This window comes from Streptomyces sp. CA-249302 (genome assembly GCF_050936785.1).
GTDB lineage: Bacteria > Actinomycetota > Actinomycetes > Streptomycetales > Streptomycetaceae > Streptomyces.
The window spans coordinates 2,413,504-2,435,182 of sequence record NZ_JBNJMG010000001.1; the positions used below are offsets into that span (position 1 = coordinate 2,413,504).

At 67.4% G+C, this 21,679-nt stretch carries 18 protein-coding genes and 3 rRNA genes; 7 read left to right on the forward strand and 14 right to left on the reverse strand.

Features of this window, described 5'->3' with window-relative positions; all coding sequences use genetic code 11:
* Window positions 1-84: 84 nt before the first annotated feature.
* Entirely contained in the window at window positions 85-1,113 is a 1,029-nt protein-coding gene (locus ACQEWB_RS10845; RefSeq protein ID WP_432829525.1) for an HAD hydrolase-like protein, read from the reverse strand.
* A 72-nt stretch (window positions 1,114-1,185) separates the two neighbouring features.
* Here ACQEWB_RS10845 and ACQEWB_RS10850 point away from each other — a divergent pair, with 72 nt between their 5' ends.
* The gene (locus tag ACQEWB_RS10850; RefSeq protein WP_432829527.1) at window positions 1,186-2,478 is read left to right on the forward strand and encodes a DUF1015 domain-containing protein; all 1,293 of its coding nucleotides are present in this window, start codon (window positions 1,186-1,188) and stop codon (window positions 2,476-2,478) included.
* A 46-nt stretch (window positions 2,479-2,524) separates the two neighbouring features.
* On the opposite strand, the gene ACQEWB_RS10855 is transcribed toward ACQEWB_RS10850, so the two are convergent.
* The 6 genes from ACQEWB_RS10855 to ACQEWB_RS10880 form a co-directional block, all read right to left on the reverse strand.
* Window positions 2,525-3,340, reverse strand: coding sequence for a hypothetical protein (locus ACQEWB_RS10855; RefSeq protein ID WP_432843744.1), 816 nt, complete (start codon window positions 3,338-3,340; stop codon window positions 2,525-2,527).
* Entirely contained in the window at window positions 3,232-4,293 is a 1,062-nt protein-coding gene (locus ACQEWB_RS10860; RefSeq protein ID WP_432843746.1) for a hypothetical protein, read from the reverse strand. The genes ACQEWB_RS10855 and ACQEWB_RS10860 overlap by 109 nt, the downstream gene beginning before the upstream one ends.
* Window positions 4,294-4,538: 245 nt before the next feature.
* A 5S ribosomal RNA gene (gene rrf, locus ACQEWB_RS10865) occupies window positions 4,539-4,655 on the reverse strand.
* 104 nt (window positions 4,656-4,759) lie between these two features.
* A 23S ribosomal RNA gene (locus tag ACQEWB_RS10870) occupies window positions 4,760-7,878 on the reverse strand.
* A 278-nt stretch (window positions 7,879-8,156) separates the two neighbouring features.
* Window positions 8,157-9,682: ribosomal RNA gene (locus ACQEWB_RS10875) — 16S ribosomal RNA — on the reverse strand.
* Together the 16S, 23S and 5S rRNA genes form the textbook arrangement of a ribosomal RNA operon.
* Window positions 9,683-10,175: 493 nt before the next feature.
* Window positions 10,176-10,817 (reverse strand): DNA-3-methyladenine glycosylase, encoded by a 642-nt coding sequence (locus ACQEWB_RS10880; protein WP_432829529.1) that lies wholly within the window; start codon window positions 10,815-10,817, stop codon window positions 10,176-10,178.
* Between the two features lie 155 nt (window positions 10,818-10,972).
* Here ACQEWB_RS10880 and ACQEWB_RS10885 point away from each other — a divergent pair, with 155 nt between their 5' ends.
* The 3 genes from ACQEWB_RS10885 to ACQEWB_RS10895 all read left to right on the forward strand — a co-directional run bounded on the left by ACQEWB_RS10885 (window position 10,973) and on the right by ACQEWB_RS10895 (window position 13,011).
* Window positions 10,973-11,755 (forward strand): sporulation protein, encoded by a 783-nt coding sequence (locus ACQEWB_RS10885; RefSeq protein ID WP_432829531.1) that lies wholly within the window; start codon window positions 10,973-10,975, stop codon window positions 11,753-11,755.
* Between the two features lie 42 nt (window positions 11,756-11,797).
* Complete coding sequence (locus ACQEWB_RS10890) at window positions 11,798-12,337, forward strand: YbhB/YbcL family Raf kinase inhibitor-like protein (RefSeq protein WP_432829533.1); 540 nt, start codon at window positions 11,798-11,800, stop codon at window positions 12,335-12,337.
* A gap of 167 nt (window positions 12,338-12,504) precedes the next feature.
* Window positions 12,505-13,011, forward strand: a complete 507-nt coding sequence (locus tag ACQEWB_RS10895) for an HNH endonuclease (protein WP_432829535.1) — start codon at window positions 12,505-12,507, stop codon at window positions 13,009-13,011.
* A 67-nt stretch (window positions 13,012-13,078) separates the two neighbouring features.
* Here the strand turns inward: ACQEWB_RS10895 and ACQEWB_RS10900 are convergent, their stop codons facing one another.
* The 3 genes from ACQEWB_RS10900 to ACQEWB_RS10910 all read right to left on the reverse strand — a co-directional run bounded on the left by ACQEWB_RS10900 (window position 13,079) and on the right by ACQEWB_RS10910 (window position 15,461).
* Window positions 13,079-14,023, reverse strand: a complete 945-nt coding sequence (locus tag ACQEWB_RS10900) for an SPFH domain-containing protein (protein ID WP_383587001.1) — start codon at window positions 14,021-14,023, stop codon at window positions 13,079-13,081.
* Window positions 14,024-14,154: 131 nt separating this feature from the next.
* Window positions 14,155-14,589, reverse strand: a complete 435-nt coding sequence (locus tag ACQEWB_RS10905) for an NfeD family protein (protein WP_432829538.1) — start codon at window positions 14,587-14,589, stop codon at window positions 14,155-14,157.
* A gap of 74 nt (window positions 14,590-14,663) precedes the next feature.
* Window positions 14,664-15,461, reverse strand: coding sequence for an ABC transporter ATP-binding protein (locus ACQEWB_RS10910; RefSeq protein WP_432829540.1), 798 nt, complete (start codon window positions 15,459-15,461; stop codon window positions 14,664-14,666).
* 140 nt (window positions 15,462-15,601) lie between these two features.
* Here ACQEWB_RS10910 and ACQEWB_RS10915 point away from each other — a divergent pair, with 140 nt between their 5' ends.
* Window positions 15,602-16,384, forward strand: coding sequence for a hypothetical protein (locus tag ACQEWB_RS10915; protein WP_432829542.1), 783 nt, complete (start codon window positions 15,602-15,604; stop codon window positions 16,382-16,384).
* A 202-nt stretch (window positions 16,385-16,586) separates the two neighbouring features.
* Here the strand turns inward: ACQEWB_RS10915 and ACQEWB_RS10920 are convergent, their stop codons facing one another.
* The 4 genes from ACQEWB_RS10920 to ACQEWB_RS10935 form a co-directional block, all read right to left on the reverse strand.
* Window positions 16,587-16,826: a chaplin gene (locus tag ACQEWB_RS10920; RefSeq protein WP_242774250.1), complete on the reverse strand. Its 240-nt coding sequence runs from the start codon at window positions 16,824-16,826 to the stop codon at window positions 16,587-16,589.
* A gap of 188 nt (window positions 16,827-17,014) precedes the next feature.
* The gene (gene chpE / locus ACQEWB_RS10925; protein WP_432829544.1) at window positions 17,015-17,260 is read right to left on the reverse strand and encodes a chaplin ChpE; all 246 of its coding nucleotides are present in this window, start codon (window positions 17,258-17,260) and stop codon (window positions 17,015-17,017) included.
* A gap of 170 nt (window positions 17,261-17,430) precedes the next feature.
* Window positions 17,431-18,072 (reverse strand): response regulator, encoded by a 642-nt coding sequence (locus tag ACQEWB_RS10930; RefSeq protein ID WP_242774252.1) that lies wholly within the window; start codon window positions 18,070-18,072, stop codon window positions 17,431-17,433.
* Complete coding sequence (locus ACQEWB_RS10935) at window positions 18,065-19,210, reverse strand: GAF domain-containing sensor histidine kinase (protein WP_432829547.1); 1,146 nt, start codon at window positions 19,208-19,210, stop codon at window positions 18,065-18,067. Before ACQEWB_RS10935 ends, ACQEWB_RS10930 begins: the two co-directional genes overlap by 8 nt.
* Window positions 19,211-19,437: 227 nt before the next feature.
* On the opposite strand from ACQEWB_RS10935, the gene ACQEWB_RS10940 reads away from it, so the two are divergent.
* Window positions 19,438-20,136 (forward strand): SDR family NAD(P)-dependent oxidoreductase, encoded by a 699-nt coding sequence (locus ACQEWB_RS10940; protein WP_432829549.1) that lies wholly within the window; start codon window positions 19,438-19,440, stop codon window positions 20,134-20,136.
* A complete protein-coding gene (locus tag ACQEWB_RS10945) occupies window positions 20,133-21,437 on the forward strand; it encodes an S-adenosylmethionine:tRNA ribosyltransferase-isomerase (RefSeq protein ID WP_432829551.1) in 1,305 nt (434 codons plus the stop codon). Before ACQEWB_RS10940 ends, ACQEWB_RS10945 begins: the two co-directional genes overlap by 4 nt.
* The last annotated feature ends 242 nt before the right edge of the window (window positions 21,438-21,679 follow it).

Genomic DNA, 21,679 nt, shown 5'->3' on the forward strand with positions numbered 1-21,679 from the left:
TCACAGGATCGATACGGCCGCCAGCCGTGTGGTACGGCTCACAACTCCCCGTACTCACACGCACGGTGAAGCACCCGCCCCGCCTCACAAGCCCAGCCGCGCCAGCGCCTTCCCCGAGTCGAGCCGGCACACACCGTCCCCGGCCGCCGTCCAGGCCGCCGCGCACAGCGCCCGCAGCCCGTCCAAGGCCTCCCCGTCACCGTCGAGTTCCAGCCGGTCCGCGCCCGCCGTGGCCGTCCAACCCCCGCACCGGAAGCCGCCGTCCGCCTCGCCGACCTCCGGCTGTCCCGTGAGCAGTCCGCGCAGATCGGCGTCGACATACGTCGGCCGGTGCTGCGGCGGTGCGGCCAGCAGCTGAGCTCCGTCGGTGACGCCGGTGAGGACGAGCAGCGAGTCGACCTCACCGTTGAACGCCCCCTCGATGTCCGTGTCCAGCCGGTCGCCGACGACCAACGGCCGCTCGGCGCCCGTGCGCAGGATCGTCTCGCGGTGCATGGGGGGCAAAGGCTTGCCCGCGACCTGCGGTTCGGCGCCGGTGGCGATCCGCACGACCTCCACCGCCGCGCCGTTGCCCGGCGCGATCCCGCGCGCGCTCGGAATGGTGAGGTCGGTGTTGGACGCGTACCAGGGCACCCCGCGCGCGATCGCGTAACAGGCCTCGGCGAAGCGCGCCCACTGCAACTCGGGCCCGCCGTACCCCTGTACGACCGCCGCCGGTTCGTCCTCCGCCGACTCGACGGGCACGAGCCCGCGCTCGCGCAGCGCGACCCGCAGCCCCTCGCCGCCGATCACCAGCACCCGCGACCCCGCCGGCACCTGCTCACTGATCAGCCGCGCGACCGCCTGGGCGGAGGTGATGACGTCGTCCGCACCCGTCCGTATCCCCAGCTCGGTCAGGTGGTCCGCCACCGTGTCCGGCGTCCGCAGCGCGTTGTTGGTGACGTACGCGAGATGCATCCCGCCGGCGCGAGCAGTGGCCAGCGACTCGACGGCATGCACGATGGCATTGCCACCGGCGTACACCACACCATCGAGATCGAGCAGTGCGGTGTCGTACGCCTCGTTCAGGGCCTGCCCACTGCCCTCGGGCCTCGTCCTGACGACCTGGCTCATTCCGCATCGCTCCTCGTTCGACGGCTTTCCCCCGATCATCCCTCACGCCACTGACACACGTACGATGCCGGGATGAACACTGCAGGTCACTCGGAAGCAACGGAGCGCCGAGGCCTGGAACTCACCCCGTTCCGAGGCCTTCGCTACGACCCGGACCGGGTCGGCAGCCTGGCCGCGGTGACGTCACCACCGTACGACGTCGTCGTACGCCCCGACGGCCTGCACCATCTCCAGGACTCCGATCCGCACAACATCGTCCGCCTGATCCTGCCGCAGGCCCCGACGCCCACCGCCCGCAACGAGCAGGCGTCGGACACCCTGCGCCGCTGGCAGGCCGAGGGCGTCCTGGCCGCCGACACCGATCCCGGCCTGTACGTCTACGAGCAACGGCACGACGACGGCATGCTCCAGCGCGGCATCATCGGCGCCCTGCGCGTCTCGGACCCCTCCGAAGGCGTGGTCCTGCCGCACGAGGACGTCATGCCGCACGTGGTCGCCGACCGCGCGGCCCTGATGCGCGCGACCTCCGCGAACCTGGAGCCGCTGCTCCTGACGTACCGCGGCAACGGCTCGACGGCGGCCGCGACCCAGGCCGTGGAACGCATCGCCGCCGAGCCCCCCATCCTCTCCACGACCACCGAGGACGGCTACAGCCACCGCCTGTGGGCGATCACGGCACCGTCCGACCTGGCCCGCGTCCAGTCCGACCTGGCCCAGCACCAGGCCCTGATCGCCGATGGCCACCACCGCTGGGCGACCTATCGACGTCTACGCGCGGAGCACCCCTCCCCCAGCCCCTGGGACTACGGCCTGGTCCTCCTGGTCGACACGGCCCGCTACCCGCTGCGCGTCCGCGCCATCCACCGCCTCCTGCACGGCCTGCCGGTGGCGGACGCGCTCGCCGCCCTCGATGGCCTGTTCCGGATACGACGCCTGGACGTGCCCCTGGCCGAGGCCCTGGACGTCCTCGCCGACGCGGCCTGCGCGGGCAACGCCTTCCTTCTCACCGGCGACGGCGCCTTCCACCTCGTCGACCGCCCCGACCCGGACCTCCTGGCCCGCACGATCCCCGCCGACCGCCCCACGGCCTGGCGAACCCTGGACGCGACGGTCCTGCACGCCACCCTCCTCGACCACGTGTGGCACATCCCCGAGGACTCCCCGGCCCACATCGCCTACATCCACGACACGGCGGCCACGGTCGAGAAGGCGGAACGCGACGGCGGTACGGCCGTCCTCATGCACCCGGTCCGCGAGGAGGTCGTACGCGACCTGGCCCGCCAGGGCGTGACGATGCCCCGCAAGTCGACGTCCTTCGGCCCGAAACCGGCCTCGGGCCTGGTCCTGCGCACGCTGGACGTCTGAAAACGCGAAAGGGCGGGACCATACGGCCCCGCCCCTCGCTCAGAGATCAGCCCTTGTTGTCGTCCTCGACATCGGTCTCGACCTCGGCGCCGACGACGACGTCTTCACTCTCGCCGTCCCCCTCGCTCTCGTTCTCGACCTCGACCTCGTTGTCGCTCTCGTTGTCGCTCTCGCTCTCGCTCTCGTCGAAGGCGTCGACGAACTCGACCCCGTCCAGCTCGGCGAGCCGGTCGGAGGCGTCGGTGCTGCCGTCCTTGTCCGACTCCACGGCCTTGGCGAACCACTCCCGCGCCTCGCCCTCCCGGCCGGCGGCCAGCAGTGCGTCGGCGTAGGCGTACCGCAGCCGAGCGGTCCACGGCTGTACGGAGTTGGAGGCGAGCTCGGGGCTCTGCAGCGTCACGATGGCCGCGTCGAGCTGGCCCAGGTCACGCCGGGCGCCGGCCGCGACGAGCCGCATCTCGACCTGCCCGGCCTTGTCGAGCTTGTGCACCTCGGGAGCGCCGGCCATGTCCAACGCCTTCTCCGGCCGCCCGAGCCCACGCTCGCAGTCGGCCATCACGGGCCACAGCTCCGCGCTGCCGGTCATCCGCCGCGCGGCCCGGAACTCGGCGAGCGCCTCGCTGTACTTCTGGTTCGCGTACGCCGCGAACCCGGCGGCCTCTCGTACGGCGGCAACGCGTGACGCCAGCCGCAGGGCCACCCTGGAGTAGCCGTAGGCGCCCTCGGGGTCCTCGTCGATGAGCCGGGCGACCATCACCAGGTTCTTGGCGACGTCCTCCGCGAGCCCCTTCGGCAGACTCTGCAGCTCCTGCCGTACGTCCTTGTCGATCTCCTCGCCGGTGACGTCCTCGGGGATCGGCAGCCGCCTGATCGGCTCGCGATCGCGGTCACGGTCCCGGTCGTCACGGAACCGGCCACCGCCGCCTCCACCACCGCGCCGGTCGTCACGGCCACGGAAGCCTCCGGGACGCCCGCCACGGTCGTCCCTACGGTCGTCGCGCCGGGGCCCGCGTCCACCGCGGTCGTCCCGGCCACGGAACCCACCACGGTCACCGCGGTTGTCGTCGCGGCGGAAGCCACCACGGTCACCGTCACGACGCTCGCCACGGTCATCGCGGCGATCGTCACGCCGGTCGTCTCGCCGGTCGTCGCGGCGGAAGGCCGGACGGTCACCGCGGTCCCCACGGTCGTCACGCCGGAAGCCACCCCGGTCACGGTCGCGGTCGTCCCGACGCGGCCCACGGTCACGATCGTCACGCTGGAACGACGGACGCGGCCCACGGTCCCGGTCATCGCGCTGGAACGACGGACGGGGACCACGGTCGCGATCATCACGACGGTCATCACGCCGGTCGTCACGGCGGAACCCGCCACGGTCGCCCCGGTCGTCACTGGGGCGGTCGTCGCGCCGGCCGTAGCCGCCACGGTCGTATCCACCACCGCGGTTGTCGTCGCGGCGGAAGCCACCACGGTCACCGTCACGACGCTCGCCACGGTCATCGCGGCGGTCATCGCGGCGGTCGTCACGTCGATCGTCGCGGCGGAAGGCCGGACGGTCACCGCGGTCCCCACGGTCGTCACGCCGGAAGCCACCACGGTCACGATCGCGGTCGTCCCGACGCGGCCCACGGTCACGATCGTCACGCTGGAACGACGGACGGGGACCACGGTCGCGATCATCCCGACGGTCATCACGCCGTCCGTAACCGCCACCGCTGCCCCGGTTGTCGTCACGCCGGAAGCCACCACGGTCGTCACGCCGGCCGGAGCCACCGCGGTCGGACCCACCACGACTGTCGTCACGACGGTTGTCATCACGACGGTCGTCCCGTCGGAAGCCACCACGGTCACTTCGAGCGCCGCGGTCCCCGCGGTAACCCCCACGGTCGCCGCGGTCTCCGCGGTCCCCACTGTCCCGTCGCCGCTGGTCGCGCTCCGGTCGGTCGTCGGGAGAGTTGGTGGACATCGGTGACTCCTGTCTTCGGTACCACAAGCATTGTAAAAACAAAAAGGACCCCTGGCCCAGCTGAACGCTGGGACCAGGGGTCCTTCCAAAGATTGTTCGGCGGCGTCCTACTCTCCCACAGGGTCCCCCCTGCAGTACCATCGGCGCTGTAAGGCTTAGCTTCCGGGTTCGGAATGTAACCGGGCGTTTCCCTCACGCTATAACCACCGAAACCCTAATGGTTTCGAGCGAACAAGCACACTCTTCAATTATGCGTTCAGCTCAAAGCCGGCAACGGTCGTTGCCTCAGAACTAACACAGTGGACGCGAGCAAATATGGACAAGCCCTCGGCCTATTAGTACCGGTCACCTCCAGCAGTTACCTGCCTTCCAGATCCGGCCTATCAACCCAGTCGTCTACTGGGAGCCTTACCCCATCAAGTGGGTGGGAATACTCATCTCGAAGCAGGCTTCCCGCTTAGATGCTTTCAGCGGTTATCCCTCCCGAACGTAGCCAACCAGCCATGCCCTTGGCAGAACAACTGGCACACCAGAGGTTCGTCCGTCCCGGTCCTCTCGTACTAGGGACAGCCCTTCTCAATATTCCTGCGCGCGCAGCGGATAGGGACCGAACTGTCTCACGACGTTCTAAACCCAGCTCGCGTACCGCTTTAATGGGCGAACAGCCCAACCCTTGGGACCGACTCCAGCCCCAGGATGCGACGAGCCGACATCGAGGTGCCAAACCATCCCGTCGATATGGACTCTTGGGGAAGATCAGCCTGTTATCCCCGGGGTACCTTTTATCCGTTGAGCGACGGCGCTTCCACAAGCCACCGCCGGATCACTAGTCCCGACTTTCGTCCCTGCTCGACCCGTCGGTCTCACAGTCAAGCTCCCTTGTGCACTTACACTCAACACCTGATTGCCAACCAGGCTGAGGGAACCTTTGGGCGCCTCCGTTACTCTTTAGGAGGCAACCGCCCCAGTTAAACTACCCATCAGACACTGTCCCTGATCCGGATCACGGACCCAGGTTAGACATCCAGCACGACCAGACTGGTATTTCAACGACGACTCCCCCGAACTGGCGTCCGGAGTTCACAGTCTCCCAGCTATCCTACACAAGCCGAACCGAACACCAATATCAAACTGTAGTAAAGGTCCCGGGGTCTTTCCGTCCTGCTGCGCGAAACGAGCATCTTTACTCGTAGTGCAATTTCACCGGGCCTATGGTTGAGACAGTCGAGAAGTCGTTACGCCATTCGTGCAGGTCGGAACTTACCCGACAAGGAATTTCGCTACCTTAGGATGGTTATAGTTACCACCGCCGTTTACTGGCGCTTAAGTTCTCAGCTTCGCCACACCGAAATGTGACTAACCGGTCCCCTTAACGTTCCAGCACCGGGCAGGCGTCAGTCCGTATACATCGCCTTACGGCTTCGCACGGACCTGTGTTTTTAGTAAACAGTCGCTTCTCGCTGGTCTCTGCGGCCACCCCCAGCTCAGAGTGCAAGACTCATCACCGGTGATGGCCCCCTTCTCCCGAAGTTACGGGGGCATTTTGCCGAGTTCCTTAACCATAGTTCACCCGAACGCCTCGGTATTCTCTACCTGACCACCTGAGTCGGTTTAGGGTACGGGCCGCCATGAAACTCGCTAGAGGCTTTTCTCGACAGCATAGGATCATCCACTTCACCACAATCGGCTCGGCATCAGGTCTCACCCCATGTGAGTGGCGGATTTGCCTACCACTCGGGCTACACCCTTACCCCGGGACAACCACCGCCCGGGCTGGACTACCTTCCTGCGTCACCCCATCACTCACCTACTACAGGTCTGGTCCGTCGGCTCCACCACTCCCCTTCACCCGAAGGCTCCGGGGCGGCTTCACGGACTTAGCATCGCCTGGTTCGATGTTTGACGCTTCACAGCGGGTACCGGAATATCAACCGGTTATCCATCGACTACGCCTGTCGGCCTCGCCTTAGGTCCCGACTTACCCTGGGCAGATCAGCTTGACCCAGGAACCCTTAGTCAATCGGCGCACACGTTTCCCACGTGTGAATCGCTACTCATGCCTGCATTCTCACTCGTCAACCGTCCACAACTCGCTTCCGCGGCTGCTTCACCCGGCAGACGACGCTCCCCTACCCATCACAGCCTCCGTTGGGAGTATTGCTGCAATGACACGACTTCGGCGGTACGCTTGAGCCCCGCTACATTGTCGGCGCGGAATCACTAGACCAGTGAGCTATTACGCACTCTTTCAAGGGTGGCTGCTTCTAAGCCAACCTCCTGGTTGTCTGTGCGACTCCACATCCTTTCCCACTTAGCGTACGCTTAGGGGCCTTAGTCGATGCTCTGGGCTGTTTCCCTCTCGACCATGGAGCTTATCCCCCACAGTCTCACTGCCGCGCTCTCACTTACCGGCATTCGGAGTTTGGCTAAGGTCAGTAACCCGGTAGGGCCCATCGCCTATCCAGTGCTCTACCTCCGGCAAGAAACACACGACGCTGCACCTAAATGCATTTCGGGGAGAACCAGCTATCACGGAGTTTGATTGGCCTTTCACCCCTAACCACAGGTCATCCCCCAGGTTTTCAACCCTGGTGGGTTCGGTCCTCCACGAAGTCTTACCTCCGCTTCAACCTGCCCATGGCTAGATCACTCCGCTTCGGGTCTTGAGCGTGCTACTAAAACGCCCTGTTCGGACTCGCTTTCGCTACGGCTACCCCACCCGGGTTAACCTCGCAACACACCGCAAACTCGCAGGCTCATTCTTCAAAAGGCACGCAGTCACGAGGCAAGCACAAGTGCTCGCCCGACGCTCCCACGGCTTGTAGGCACACGGTTTCAGGTACTATTTCACTCCGCTCCCGCGGTACTTTTCACCATTCCCTCACGGTACTATCCGCTATCGGTCACCAGGGAATATTTAGGCTTAGCGGGTGGTCCCGCCAGATTCACACGGGATTTCTCGGGCCCCGTGCTACTTGGGTGTCTCTCAAACGAGCCGCTGACGTTTCGACTACGGGGGTCTTACCCTCTACGCCGGACCTTTCGCATGTCCTTCGCCTACATCAACGGTTTCTGACTCGTCCTGCCGCCGGCAGACGACAGAAGAGAGATCCCACAACCCCGTATACGCAACCCCTGCCGGGTCTCACACGCATACGGTTTGGCCTCATCCGGTTTCGCTCGCCACTACTCCCGGAATCACGGTTGTTTTCTCTTCCTGCGGGTACTGAGATGTTTCACTTCCCCGCGTTCCCTCCACTTGCCCTATGTGTTCAGGCAAGGGTGACAGCCCATGACGACTGCCGGGTTTCCCCATTCGGACACCCCCGGATCAAAGCCTGGTTGACGACTCCCCGGGGCCTATCGTGGCCTCCCACGTCCTTCATCGGTTCCTGGTGCCAAGGCATCCACCGTGCGCCCTTAAAAACTTGGCCACAGATGCTCGCGTCCACTGTGCAGTTCTCAAACAACGACCAGTCGCCCATCACCCCAAGCCATCGGCTCGAGTTCACTGGGGCCGGCGTCGAGGGACTTCATTCCCTCAGACACCCAACAGCGTGCCCGGACCGGTCCCGCCCGGAGATCATGCTTTCCACGCCCCCGAGAGGGCAGTACTCACAGCCTCCGACCCGTGAACCGGACCGAATAATCAACGTTCCACCCATGAGCAACCGTGCAAGACATTTGCCTGCAGTCGGCTATTGCTCCTTAGAAAGGAGGTGATCCAGCCGCACCTTCCGGTACGGCTACCTTGTTACGACTTCGTCCCAATCGCCAGTCCCACCTTCGACAGCTCCCTCCCACAAGGGGTTGGGCCACCGGCTTCGGGTGTTACCGACTTTCGTGACGTGACGGGCGGTGTGTACAAGGCCCGGGAACGTATTCACCGCAGCACTGCTGATCTGCGATTACTAGCAACTCCGACTTCATGGGGTCGAGTTGCAGACCCCAATCCGAACTGAGACCGGCTTTTTGAGATTCGCTCCACCTCACGGTATCGCAGCTCATTGTACCGGCCATTGTAGCACGTGTGCAGCCCAAGACATAAGGGGCATGATGACTTGACGTCGTCCCCACCTTCCTCCGAGTTGACCCCGGCGGTCTCCTGTGAGTCCCCATCACCCCGAAGGGCATGCTGGCAACACAGAACAAGGGTTGCGCTCGTTGCGGGACTTAACCCAACATCTCACGACACGAGCTGACGACAGCCATGCACCACCTGTACACCGACCACAAGGGGGCGACCATCTCTGGCCGTTTCCGGTGTATGTCAAGCCTTGGTAAGGTTCTTCGCGTTGCGTCGAATTAAGCCACATGCTCCGCTGCTTGTGCGGGCCCCCGTCAATTCCTTTGAGTTTTAGCCTTGCGGCCGTACTCCCCAGGCGGGGAACTTAATGCGTTAGCTGCGGCACCGACGACGTGGAATGTCGCCAACACCTAGTTCCCACCGTTTACGGCGTGGACTACCAGGGTATCTAATCCTGTTCGCTCCCCACGCTTTCGCTCCTCAGCGTCAGTAATGGCCCAGAGATCCGCCTTCGCCACCGGTGTTCCTCCTGATATCTGCGCATTTCACCGCTACACCAGGAATTCCGATCTCCCCTACCACACTCTAGCTAGCCCGTATCGAATGCAGAACCGGGGTTAAGCCCCGGTCTTTCACACCCGACGTGACAAGCCGCCTACGAGCTCTTTACGCCCAATAATTCCGGACAACGCTTGCGCCCTACGTATTACCGCGGCTGCTGGCACGTAGTTAGCCGGCGCTTCTTCTGCAGGTACCGTCACTTGCGCTTCTTCCCTGCTGAAAGAGGTTTACAACCCGAAGGCCGTCATCCCTCACGCGGCGTCGCTGCATCAGGCTTCCGCCCATTGTGCAATATTCCCCACTGCTGCCTCCCGTAGGAGTCTGGGCCGTGTCTCAGTCCCAGTGTGGCCGGTCGCCCTCTCAGGCCGGCTACCCGTCGTCGCCTTGGTGAGCCGTTACCTCACCAACAAGCTGATAGGCCGCGGGCTCATCCTTCACCGCCGGAGCTTTCAACCCCCACAGATGCCTGCAGGAGTGATATCCGGTATTAGACCCCGTTTCCAGGGCTTGTCCCAGAGTGAAGGGCAGATTGCCCACGTGTTACTCACCCGTTCGCCACTAATCCCCACCGAAGTGGTTCATCGTTCGACTTGCATGTGTTAAGCACGCCGCCAGCGTTCGTCCTGAGCCAGGATCAAACTCTCCGTGAATGTTTTCCCGTAATCGGGACCACACACACGAGAGCGGAACCACCGGAGGAATGATCCGGCAGTTCACAGCGTCCTCGCTGTGTTTTGTTTCAAAGGAACCTCGTCCCGACCATGACGGCCGGAGACGGGGTATCAACATATCTGGCGTTGATTTTTGGCACGCTGTTGAGTTCTCAAGGAACGGACGCTTCCTTTGTACTCACCCTCGCGGGCTTTCCTCCGGGCTTCCCTTCGATCTTGCGTTTCCGACTCTATCAGATCCTTTCGGGCCTGATTCCCTGTCGGCGGGGCCTTTCGACATTCACTACGTTAGCCGATTCCCCTGGCAACTCATAATCGAGTTCCGCGAGTTCGAATTCAGGCATGCGGGCACGCCGAATTCGCCCCCGCTAAGGGGTGATCGTTGGTAGTGGTTTGGCCGCTTCCGGCTGCTGGCGATTGCCGTACCCGGGTCAAGCGGCTCGGGCTACATTACGCAGCTTCCAAGGACGCGTCAACTTGAGCGACGCCTCGGGACGTGGGCCCGATAAGGGCTCACCGTGGGGTCGTTGGCGACCCAGAAGCGCCACGGGTGGACGCCCCCGTCGCCGGCCACTCCCGTGCGGGGACCGTTGCGTACCTGGTCGGACGTGACCGGAGTACCCGTCAGGATGCGCAAGGGGGTGTCCCCCGGAGCGCACGCGTCCGTGCCGTCGAGGTCACGGGCCACACCCAGGGCCGTGGCCAGGCGGGCAGGGCCTTTGGCCAGTTCCTTGTCATTTCGGGCCGAGAGTCGACGTTTACGGGCGAGTTCGGCACCCTCGACGATCTCTCCGGCCCGGAGGAGGACCGCGCTCGCCCGGCCTTCGGGACCGCACACCAGGTTCATGCAGAACCACATGCCGTAGGTGAAGTAGACGTACACGTACCCAGGCGGACCGAACATCACTCCGTTGCGGGCCGTGCGGCCGCGATAGGCGTGGGAGCCGGGGTCATTCGGGCCGTCGTACGCCTCCACCTCCGTGAGGCGCAGCGCGATCGGACCGTCCGGTGTCGTACGCACGAGGATGCGGCCCAGGAGGTCGGGGGCGACTTCCAGGACGGGGCGGTCGAAGAAGTCCCTTGGGAGTGGCGTACGGTCCGGGGGCGTGATCATGGCGTCCGAGCCTAGTCCAGACGGGTGGGGGCCAAGGGGTGGTCAAGCTTCGGTCTGGTTGCCAGGGTGAGGGCGCGGAACCGGTCGTACCCGGATCGCGTTTGTAGGGATCAAGGGTCCAGTCGTAATAGCTCGTATCTCGTATAGGGAGAGACATGGCGTTCAAGAAGCTGCTCGCGAGCCTGGGGGCCGGTGGGGCCTCGGTCGAGACGGTGCTGACCGAGGTCAACGTGGTTCCGGGTGGCGTCGTCCAGGGTGAGGTGCGGATCCAGGGCGGGTCCGTCAACCAGGACATCGAGGGCCTGTCCGTCGGCCTCCAGGCCAAGGTCGAGGTGGAGAGCGGCGACGAGGAGTACAAGCAGAACATCGAGTTCACCAAGGTGCGGCTCGGTGGGGCCTTCGAGCTTCAGGCCGGTGCCGTGCACGCCGTGCCGTTCGGGCTCGAGATCCCGTGGGAGACGCCGGTCACGATGATCGACGGGCAGGCGCTGCGCGGGATGAACATCGGGGTGACGACGGAGCTGGCGATCGCCCGTGCCGTCGACTCCGGTGACCTGGACCCGATCAACGTGCACCCGCTGCCGGCGCAGAAGGCGATTCTGGACGCCTTCATCCAGCTGGGCTTCCGCTTCAAGAACGCGGACATGGAGCGCGGTCACATCCGCAACACGCGGCAGCGGCTGCCGTTCTACCAGGAGATCGAGTTCTACCCGCCGTCGCAGTACCGGGGGCTGAACCAGGTCGAGCTGAGCTTCGTGGCCGACGAGCACGCCATGGACGTCATCCTCGAAATGGACAAGAAGCCGGGGCTGTTCAGCGAGGGCAGTGACACCTTCCGTTCCTTCCAGGTGGGTCTGCACGACTTCCACGGGACCGACTGGGCGGCGTACCTGAACCAGTGGCTGTCCGAGGTCGGCAGCAAGCGGAACTGGTTCTAGGCTCGGAGCTGCTGATTCCGTAATCGATCAGGAGGTACCGAGGTGACCGAGCTCAAGCGGCGGCCGCTCCCCCATGACTTCCACCCGCCCGTGCCGTCGTTCACGGTGACGAGCGAGGACGTGCAGGAGGGCGGCACGCTCAAGGACGCTCAGGTCTACGCGGCCGGCAACACCTCGCCGCAGCTGCGGTGGGAGGGTTTCCCGGCCGAGACCAAGAGCTTCGCCGTGACCTGCTACGACCCCGACGCGCCCACGGGCAGCGGGTTCTGGCACTGGGTCCTGTTCGACATCCCGGCCTCGGTGACCGAGTTGCCGGTGGGCGCGGGCAGCGGGAAGTTCGAGGGGCTGCCCGAGGGTGCGGTGCAGGCTCGTAACGACTATGGGAGCAAGGACTTCGGCGGTGCCGCGCCGCCGCCCGGGGACGGGTCGCACCGGTACGTGTTCACGGTGTACGCCGTGGACGAGGAGAAGCTCGGTCCGGATGCCGATGCGTCTCCCGCCTATGTCGGCTTCAACCTGCGGTTCCACGCGATCGCGCGGGCCCAGCTGATCGGTGAGTACGAGCACCCCGCGGAGAGCTGAAGCGGAGAGCTGAATAAGCCGAGCGTTCATTGAACGTTTGCCCGTCTCTGGTCATGGAAGTGATCAGGGGCGGGCAGTTTTTATTGCGTTGTCCATCTCGGCGTGCCCGGCCAGAGTTGATCCAAGCCCGCCAGGGGGTGGGCCGGTGAGCATGGGAGGTGGGCTGGATGCGGGACACGCTGGTGCTGAACGCGAGCTTCGAGCCGCTGTCTACGGTGACGTTGAATCGAGCCGTCGTTCTGGTGCTCCAGGACAAGGCCGTCGTCGAGCAGGCCCACCCCGAACTGCGTATGCGCGGAGCCGCGGTCGACATACCGGCGCCGCGGGTGATCAGACTGTGCAGGTATGTACGGGTGCCGTTCCGAAGACAAGCTCCGTGGTCGAGGCGGGGTGTGCTGATCAGGGACCGGCACCGGTGCGCGTACTGCGGGCGCAGGGCCACGACCGTGGACCACGTGGTGCCGCGGGCGCAGGGTGGTCAGGACGCGTGGCTGAACACGGTTGCCTCCTGCGCGGAGGACAACCACCGCAAGGCGGACCGGACTCCGGAGCAGGCGGGTATGCCGCTGCTGCGGCAGCCGTTCGAGCCGACGCCGCAGGATGCGATGCTGCTTGCTTTGGGGACCGAGGACTTCGAGGCGCTGCCTGACTGGCTGGCGCGCGAGGCCGCCTAGAGCGTACGTGGAACTGGGGCCCACCTCCTGAGAGGTGGGCCCCAGTGTCGTACAGGAGAAGTCCAGGTCAGTCGATCGACGGCTTCTCTCGGCGTTCCGGGGTCTTGTCGCCGCCTCCGCCGCCCGAACCGCCCGCCATCGGGCCGAAGTTGCCCATGGCGCCGGAGAGGCCCTTGAGGGCGTCGCCGATTTCGCTGGGGACGATCCAGAGCTTGTTGGCGTCGCCCTCGGCGATCTTCGGGAGCATCTGGAGGTACTGGTAGGAGAGGAGCTTCTGGTCCGGGTCGCCGGCGTGGATGGCCTCGAAGACCGTGCGGACCGCCTGGGCCTCGCCCTCGGCGCGCAGGGCCGCGGCCTTGGCCTCACCCTCCGCGCGCAGGATCTGGGACTGCTTCTCGCCCTCGGCGGTGAGGATGGCCGCCTGTCGCGTACCTTCCGCGGTGAGGATCGCGGCGCGCTTGTCACGGTCGGCGCGCATCTGCTTCTCCATCGAGTCCTGGATGGAGGTGGGCGGTTCGATCGCCTTGAGTTCGACGCGGTTGACGCGGATGCCCCACTTGCCGGTGGCCTCGTCGAGGACGCCGCGCAGGGCCGCGTTGATCTCCTCGCGGGAGGTCAGGGTCCGCTCCAGGTCCATGCCGCCGATGATGTTGCGGAGCGTGGTGACCGTCAGCTGCTCAATCGCCTGGATGTAGCTGGCGACCTCGTAGGTGGCCGCGCGGGCGTCCGTCACCTGGTAGTAGATGACCGTGTCGATGTTGACCACCAGGTTGTCCTGGGTGATCACCGGCTGCGGCGGGAACGGGACGACCTGTTCACGCAGGTCGATGCGGTTGCGGATGGTGTCGATGAACGGGACGACGATGTTGAGGCCCGCGTTCAGCGTGCGCGTGTAGCGGCCGAAGCGCTCGACGATCGCGGCGCTGGCCTGTGGGATGACTTGGATTGTCCTGATCAGGGCGATGAAGACCAACACCACCAGAATGATCAGGACGATGATGACCGGTTCCATCGTCGTTCCCCGTACCCTTCTCCGCCTCGGCGCTCTCGGAAGATCTTATGCTTGTTGAAGATCTTGCTGGTCGAGTGTGACAGACCGTCGTGCAACTCGTGTGCCGTTCGGTTCAGTTGAGTCCTACGAGGTCAGATGACGATCGCGGTCGCTCCCTCGATCTCCACGACATCCACTTCCTGCCCTACTTCGTAGGCACGTTCGGTGTCGAGGGCGCGGGCCGACCAGACTTCTCCGGCCAGCTTGATCCGGCCGTTTCCGGAGCCGTCGACGCGTTCGAGTACGACGGCCTGCTTGCCCTTCAACGCGTCCACTCCCGTGGCCAGTTGGGGACGCTGTCTGCTGTGCCGGACCGCGATGGGCCGGACGACCGCGATCAGCGCGACCGAGACGACGACGAAGATGAGTACCTGGGCCACGACGCCGAAGCCCAGTCCGGCGAAGGCCGAGGCGGCGAGGGCGCCCACTGCGAGCATGCCGAACTCCGGCATCGCCGTCACCACGAGCGGGATTCCGAGCGCGGCCGCGCCGACCAGCCACCACACCCATGCGTCGATGTCGTTCACATGGTCATGGTATGACCGCCGGTCACGTCACGGACAGGGCGCAAATCCCGTAACCGGCTTCTTTGCAAGGGGAGTCAGGACAGCGGGAGACCCTGGGCGGTCCAGCGCTCGCCGACCTGTTCGACGACGAGGGGGAGGCCGAAGCAGAGGGAGAGGTTGCGGGAGCTGAGTTCGAGCTCCAGCGGGCCGGCGGCCAGGACCTTGCCCTGACGGATCATCAGGACGTGGGTGAAGCCGGGGGCGATCTCCTCGACGTGGTGGGTGACCATGATCATCGAAGGGGCGATCGGGTCGCGGGCGAGGCGGCCGAGGCGGCGGACCAGGTCCTCGCGGCCGCCGAGGTCGAGGCCGGCGGCGGGCTCGTCGAGCAGGAGCAGCTCGGGGTCGGTCATCAGGGCGCGGGCGATGAGGGTGCGCTTGCGCTCGCCCTCGGAGAGGGTGCCGAACTTGCGGTCGACGTACTCGGTCATGCCGAGGCGGTCGAGGAAGGCGCGGGCGCGCTGCTCGTCGACGTCCTCGTAGTCCTCGTGCCAGCCGGCGGTCATACCGTAGGCAGCGGTCAGCACGGTCTGCAGGACGGTCTGGCGCTTGGGGAGCTTGTCGGCCATGGCAATGCCGGCCATGCCGATGCGGGGGCGCAGTTCGAAGACGTCGGTGCCGGGCTTGCCGAGGGTCTCGCCGAGGATGGTCGCGGTGCCCTTGCTGGGGTAGAGGTAGCTGGAGGCGACGTTCAGGAGGGTGGTCTTGCCGGCGCCGTTGGGGCCGAGGATGACCCAGCGCTCGCCCTCCTTGACCGACCAGGAGACCTGGTCCACCAGAGCCCGGCCCTCCCGGACCACGGATACGTCCTGAAGCTCCAGAACATCGCTCATGAGCGCGTTGTCTCCCCTTGCAGTGTGACCGGTCTCGGCGTCTCGGCTGTCGCGTGCGCGCTTTCGGGCGCAGCCCTCGATGAAATCTACGCCACCGGTCGGCCGGTCCAATCCATCGGTGTGGTCCTTAGGGTGGGGGCATGCTCTCGGAACCACGTTCAGGACGCCTCGCGGCTTGGGGAAACGCCCTCTTGGCCGGACTTGTCTCACCGGACGACGCCGTGCTGGCGATCGTCGGGGACGATGCCGTGCACCGGATGGAGGGGCTGCCCGGCGAGTCGGGGCCGGTCGGGCTCACCCTCGCGCTGGGCCGGCTGCGGGCGCTCGGGGTGACCGGACTGCGGGTCGCGCTGCCCGCGCCCGGGCATCCGCTGGGACTGAGCGGGCCGCCGGAGTTCAACGCGCGGGCGATGGAGGCCGAGGAGGCAGTGATCTGTTACGGCGCCGCGCTCGGGCTGGTTCCCGAGGTGTACGAGGCCGGGCCCGACGGCGATGTCCATGTCGAGGTCGTCTGGCACTGCCTGCCGGTACGGGAGGCGCCGCCGGCCGATGTGCCCTCGCTGGGCGAGGCCGAGCGGGAGCTGGCGGAGGCTCTGCGGGACGCGACGGAGGTGTTGTCGCGACTGGACGTGGCCGGGTCGGGGCCGGTGGCGGAGGCGGCGATCGACGCGTACCGGGCGCGGGCCGAGCGCGGGCGGGAGGTGTTGGCGCCGGGGTATCCGCCGCGGGCGGTGCGGGTGCTGGAGCTGGCGCAGCGGGTGGGGTTGCTGGTGTCCCTCGCGTCCGAGAACGGGCACGGGGCTGCGGTGAGCGCCGGGGAGATGGCGGCGCGGGGTGCTGCGTTGCGCCCGGTGGAGCGGACGGCTCGGCGGGCGTTGGTGGCTGCGTACAACGCGTATGTGGAGGAGCGGGAGCGGGGGTGACCCTCGGTTTGCCGGTGAGCCTGCGTTGATGTGGCCGCCCACTGGGGGCTGCCGCCCCCAGGCCCCCGCTTCGGCCCTGAAGGGGCCTTGTCCTCAAACTCCCCCAGAGGGGGTACCCCCAGACGGGCTGGGGAGTCCCGTACGTGCAAAAGGGCCCCGCCAGTCGTCGTTGACTGGTGGGGCCCTTCTCGGTCTGCCTGCGTCAGTCGTTCATGCCCTTGTTGCCGAAGGCCGGGTTCAGCAGGGCGATCAGGTTGGCGGTGTTGCCGACCACGTTGACGGGGACGTGGACCGGGACCTGGACGAGGTTGCCCGAGCCGACGCCCGGCGACTTCACGGCCGCGCCGTCGGCACTCGAGTCCGCGACAGCGGCACCGGCAGCGGCACCCGTAGCCATACCGGCGACGGTGAGGGCCACGGCGGCCTTCTTGGCGATGTTCATGAGAAGCGTTCCTCCTGCGATTGCGTGACGACCCGGCCGCGGGTCGTGCATGGCTCAACGCGGGAGGGTGGAGCGATGGCACGGAAAACTGACGTCAACTGCCCGTTCGGATCATTCGAACGACTAGCTGACCGGCCTCCCGGGGGCGCCCGGGAGACCGGAGGTCACTGTCCGCCGCGTGGCGGACGTCAGCGGTTGATGCCCAGGTTCCCGAAGGCCGGGTTGAGCACGCCGATGACGTTCACGCTGTTGCCCACGGCGTTCACCGGGATGTGCACCGGGGCCTGGACGAGGTTGCCCGAGACGACGCCCGGGGAGCCCACGGCCTGGCCGTCGGCGTGCGAGCCGTCGGTGGCGGAGGCCATCCCGGCCCCGGCGGCGATCAGCCCGCCGGCCACCATCGTCACGGCCGCTGCCTTCTTCAGGTTCTTCACTTCTGACCCCTCCTAGCGATTGCCGCGGCAGTCGCCGCAGCACGCACTGGAGAACGGCGGAGATCCACGGAGGATGCGCCATCCGGGGGACATTCCCACGACGGTATGAATCTCAGCCCGGAACGGAACCCTCCGTATTGCCGTCGCCGTACCGGCGCGCACGGCGCGTTTCAGCCGGTCACGCCGTGTCGTACGGCCCAGAGCGCGGCCTGGGTGCGGTCCGCGAGGTCGAGCTTCATCAGGATGTTGGAGACGTGGGTCTTGACGGTCTTCTCGGAGAGCACGAGGGCGCGGGCGATCTCGCGGTTGGAGCGGCCGTCCGCTATCAGGCCCAGTACCTCGCGCTCCCGTTCCGTGAGCGAACCGCCTCTCCCCTGGCCCGAGTTGGCCTCCTCCTGGGACAACAGGGCGCCCGCCACCTCGGGTTGGAGCAGGATGTGGCCGGCGTGCACCGAGCGGATGGCGCCGGCGAGGGCGTCCGGGTCCACGTCCTTGTAGACGTATCCGGCGGCGCCGGCGCGCAGGGCCGGGACCACCGTGCGCTGTTCGGTGAAGCTGGTGACGATCAGTACGCGCGCGGGGTTCGCCAGTTCGCGGAGCTTGCGGAGGGCGTCCACGCCGTCCATGCCCGGCATCTTGACGTCCATGAGGACGACGTCGGGCCGCAGCTCCTCGGCGCGGGCGACCCCTTCGGCACCGTCGGCGGCCTCGCCCACGACCTCGATGTCGTCCTGCACTTCCAGGAAGGTGCGCAGTCCGCGACGGACCACCTGGTGGTCGTCGACGAGGAGCACCTTGATTGCGTCAGCCACCGGGGACCTCCATCTCGATCGTGGTGCCCTTTCCGGGCGCCGATTCGACGGTCAGCGCGCCGCCGACCCCGCTCGCGCGGTCGCGCATGGACACCAGGCCCAGGTGGCGGCCCGCCCGCCGGGTCGAACTCGGGTCGAAGCCGCTGCCGTCGTCCGTGACGCGGAGGACGGCAGCGGTGCCGCACCGGGCCAGGGTCACGTCCACGTGCTGTGCGCCGGAGTGCCGCAGGGCGTTGTGCAGGGCCTCCTGGGCGACCCGCAGGACCGCCTCCTCCTGGGCGGCCGGCAGGGCGCGCACGCCGTGGCTGTCGAAGGTCACGCGCGCGGTGTGGGCGCGGTCGAGGACCTGGATCTGGGTGCGCAGGGTGGCGACGAGGCCGTCCTCGTCGAGGGCCGCGGGGCGCAACTCGACGACGGCGGCGCGCAGTTCGTCGACGGCTTCGGCGGCGAGCGCGGCCACCTGCTGCATCTCTCCCTTGGCCCGGGCCGGGTCGCGGTCGACGAGTGCGGCGGCGGCCTGGGCGGTCAGGCGCAGCGAGAACAGCTTCTGGCTGACCGCGTCGTGCAGTTCGTGGGCGAGGCGGGACCGCTCCTCGGCGATGGTCAGCTCGCGGCTGCGCTCGTAGAGGCGGGCGTTGGTGAGGGCGATCGCGGCGTGCTGGGCGAGGATGGCGAGCAGGTCCTCGTCCTCCTCGGTGAAGCCGCAACCGCCTTCCGGCTTCGGGCAGTTCTTGTTTGCGAGGAACAAGGCGCCGATCACCTCATCGCCGTCCCTGATCGGCAGGCCCAGGAAGTCGGACATGTCGGGGTGGGCGGAAGGCCAGCCCTCGAAGCGAGGGTCGTTGCGTACGTCGGCCAGGCGCTCGACCTTGGCCTCCTGGAGCATCGCGGCGAGGATGCCGTGCTGGCGCGGGAGCGGGCCGATGGCCTTCCACTGGGCGTCGCTCACGCCGTCCACGACGAACTGGGCGAAGCCGCCGTGGTCGTCGGGGACGCCGAGCGCGGCGTACTGCGCGCCGAGCAGCTCGCGGGCCGAGGCGACGATCGTCTTGAGGACGTCGCGCACCTCCAGGTGCCTGCTCATGGCCAGCAGCGCGGCACTGACCGCTGCGAGGCCGGACCGGGGGCCGTGACTCATGACCTCAAGGTACCGGCGGGGTGTGACAGCGCGGATCGGACCTGTGACGGCATGGACCGGGGCGCTGGGCCTAGGACCGGTGACCTAGGCCGGGGACCCGGGACCGGCGGCGTAGGCCGAAGGGCCCCGGTGCTTTGCGGCCCGCGTCCGAGGCGGGGCGGGTGCCCCGGTTCCTACGTTGAGGTCACCGCCGATCGAGGGGCGGGCGAGACGAGGGGACGTGGGTCATGCCGGTAGCGATCATCACGGGGGCGTCGAAGGGGCTGGGGCGGGCGCTCGCCGAGGCGCTCGCCGCGCGCGGCTGGGACCTGGTGCTCGACGCCAGGACGGCGGAGGTCCTCCAGGAGACGGCGGCCGGGCTCGACGCGTACGGCACGCGCGTGACGGCGCTGCCCGGGGACGTCACGGACGCCGCCCACCGGTCCGAGCTGGTGGCGGCGGCCTGGAAGCTCGGCGGCGTCGATCTGCTGGTGAACAACGCGAGCGCGCTGGGCGCCGAGCCGCTCGTCCGGCTGGCCGGGCTGCCACTGGAGGGCCTGCGGACGGCGCTGGAGGTGAACGTGGTGGCCGCGCTGGGTCTGGTCCAGGAGACGCTGCCGCTGCTGCGGGCGTCCGGGGCGGGCGCGGTGATCACGGTCAGCTCGGACGCGGCGGCCGAGGCCTACGAGACCTGGGGCGGGTACGGGGCGTCCAAGGCTGCCCTGGACCATCTCGCGGCCGTGCTCGGCGCGGAGGAGCCCGGGCTGCGGGTGTGGGCGGTCGACCCCGGGGACATGGCGACCGACCTGTACGCGGCGGCCGTACCGGACGACGGGGATCCTCGGCCGGCGCCGGCCAGTGTGGTGCCGGCCTTCCTGCGGCTGCTGGACGAGCGGCCGGCGAGCGGCCGCTACTCGGCGCCGTCGCTCCTGGTGGAGGGGCGATGACGCTGGCGGTAAGAGTGCCGGAGGAGCTCTCGGCGCGGGTTCCGGTCGAGCAGCGCGGTCCCGGGCTCGACCGGGACGCCGTACGGCTGCTGGTGTCGCGTGGGACGGAGGTGTCGCACCACGTGTTCACGGAGTTGCCGCGGCTGCTGCGGGCCGGGGACCTGCTCGTCGTCAACACGTCGCCCACGCTGGCGGCGGCCGTGGACGGACGGGTCGGGCACGCGCGCGTGGTGGTGCACTTCTCCACACGCGGGGACGACGGCCAGTGGGCGGTGGAGCTGCGGGAGCCGGACGGGAAGGGGACCACGCGCGCGTGGACGGGGCGGGACGCGGAGAGAGGGCTGGCCGCAGAGAGGGGACCGGGCGCGGGGGTGGGACGTGCTGCGTGGACAGGACGACCCTCAGAGACGGGACGAGCCGCGAGCACAGGACGAGCCCCAGAGGCCGAACGGGCCGCGGGGACGGGGACGGCCGCAGGGACAGGGCCGACCGCCGGGGCAGACACGGCCGCCGGGGCGGGCGCGGTCGGCTCGGGTGTCGGTGGGCTCGTCGGCTTGGAGGTGCGGCTGCCCGGGGGCGTGCGGCTGGTGCTGGAGGAGCCGCTGAGCGCGAGCAGTGGGCGGTTGTGGTGGGCGCGGGTCGCCGGGGCGGACGTGCTCGGGATGTTGCGGGAGCACGGGCGGCCCATTCGGTACTCCTATACGGAGCGGGACCAGCCGCTGTCCGTCTACCAGACGGTGTTCGCGCTGCCGTCCGCCGACGGGGCGGGCAGTGCGGAGATGCCGAGCGCCGCGCGGCCCTTCACGGCGCGGCTGGTGGCGGAGCTGGTGAGCCGGGGCGTGCAGTTCGCGCCGATCACGCTGCACACCGGAGTGGCCTCGCAGGAGGCACACGAGCCACCGTATCCGGAGCGGTTCTCGGTGCCGGAGGCGTCGGCCCGGCTCATCAACGCCGTGAAGGCCGGGGACGGGCGCGTGGTCGCCGTCGGGACGACCGCCGTGCGGGCCGTGGAGTCGGCCGTCGGCGACGACGGCGTCGTACGCGCGCGTGCGGGGTGGACGGACCTCGTGGTGACCCCGGAGCGCGGGGTGCGGGTCGTGGACGGGCTGCTGACCGGGCTGCACGAGCCGGAGGCCTCGCATCTGCTGATGCTGGAGGCGATCGCCGGACGGGCCGCGATCGACCGTGGCTACGACGAGGCGCTGCGCGGGCTCTACCTGTGGCACGAGTTCGGGGACGCCCATCTCCTCCTCCCGGAGGAGGATCCTCACGCAGAGCATTGCTCCAGCAACTACCGGTGAGGCCGTTACGCGCTCGATGTGAGCCCGCGCATAGGGCGCACGTCACGTACGAAGGTCGATAGGAGATACGGACTCACCACATGAGCGGGATAGACGGTCCACTCTGTCCGGTTTTGCCCTTCACGGATCAACTACCCGGGATCGTACGTCACACCTTTGCCACCACATTTTGCGGCCGCTAAGAATGGCAGCCGTCGCTCAGCGCCGCGGGTCTCCCCCGCGGCGTTCGTGCGGGAAGGACC

Bases quoted from the DNA above. Each gene is read 5' to 3' on its own strand.
- ACQEWB_RS10845 (WP_432829525.1), bottom strand. From the start codon at position 1,113: ATGAGCCAGGTCGTCAGGACGAGGCCCGAGGGCAGTGGGCAGGCCCTG.
- ACQEWB_RS10850 (WP_432829527.1), top strand. From the start codon at position 1,186: ATGAACACTGCAGGTCACTCGGAAGCAACGGAGCGCCGAGGCCTGGAA.
- ACQEWB_RS10860 (WP_432843746.1), bottom strand. From the start codon at position 4,293: ATGACAACCGTCGTGACGACAGTCGTGGTGGGTCCGACCGCGGTGGCT.
- ACQEWB_RS10880 (WP_432829529.1), bottom strand. From the start codon at position 10,817: ATGATCACGCCCCCGGACCGTACGCCACTCCCAAGGGACTTCTTCGAC.
- ACQEWB_RS10885 (WP_432829531.1), top strand. From the start codon at position 10,973: ATGGCGTTCAAGAAGCTGCTCGCGAGCCTGGGGGCCGGTGGGGCCTCG.
- ACQEWB_RS10895 (WP_432829535.1), top strand. From the start codon at position 12,505: ATGCGGGACACGCTGGTGCTGAACGCGAGCTTCGAGCCGCTGTCTACG.
- ACQEWB_RS10900 (WP_383587001.1), bottom strand. From the start codon at position 14,023: ATGGAACCGGTCATCATCGTCCTGATCATTCTGGTGGTGTTGGTCTTC.
- ACQEWB_RS10910 (WP_432829540.1), bottom strand. From the start codon at position 15,461: ATGAGCGATGTTCTGGAGCTTCAGGACGTATCCGTGGTCCGGGAGGGC.
- ACQEWB_RS10915 (WP_432829542.1), top strand. From the start codon at position 15,602: ATGCTCTCGGAACCACGTTCAGGACGCCTCGCGGCTTGGGGAAACGCC.
- ACQEWB_RS10920 (WP_242774250.1), bottom strand. From the start codon at position 16,826: ATGAACATCGCCAAGAAGGCCGCCGTGGCCCTCACCGTCGCCGGTATG.
- ACQEWB_RS10935 (WP_432829547.1), bottom strand. From the start codon at position 19,210: ATGAGTCACGGCCCCCGGTCCGGCCTCGCAGCGGTCAGTGCCGCGCTG.
- ACQEWB_RS10940 (WP_432829549.1), top strand. From the start codon at position 19,438: ATGCCGGTAGCGATCATCACGGGGGCGTCGAAGGGGCTGGGGCGGGCG.
- ACQEWB_RS10945 (WP_432829551.1), top strand. From the start codon at position 20,133: ATGACGCTGGCGGTAAGAGTGCCGGAGGAGCTCTCGGCGCGGGTTCCG.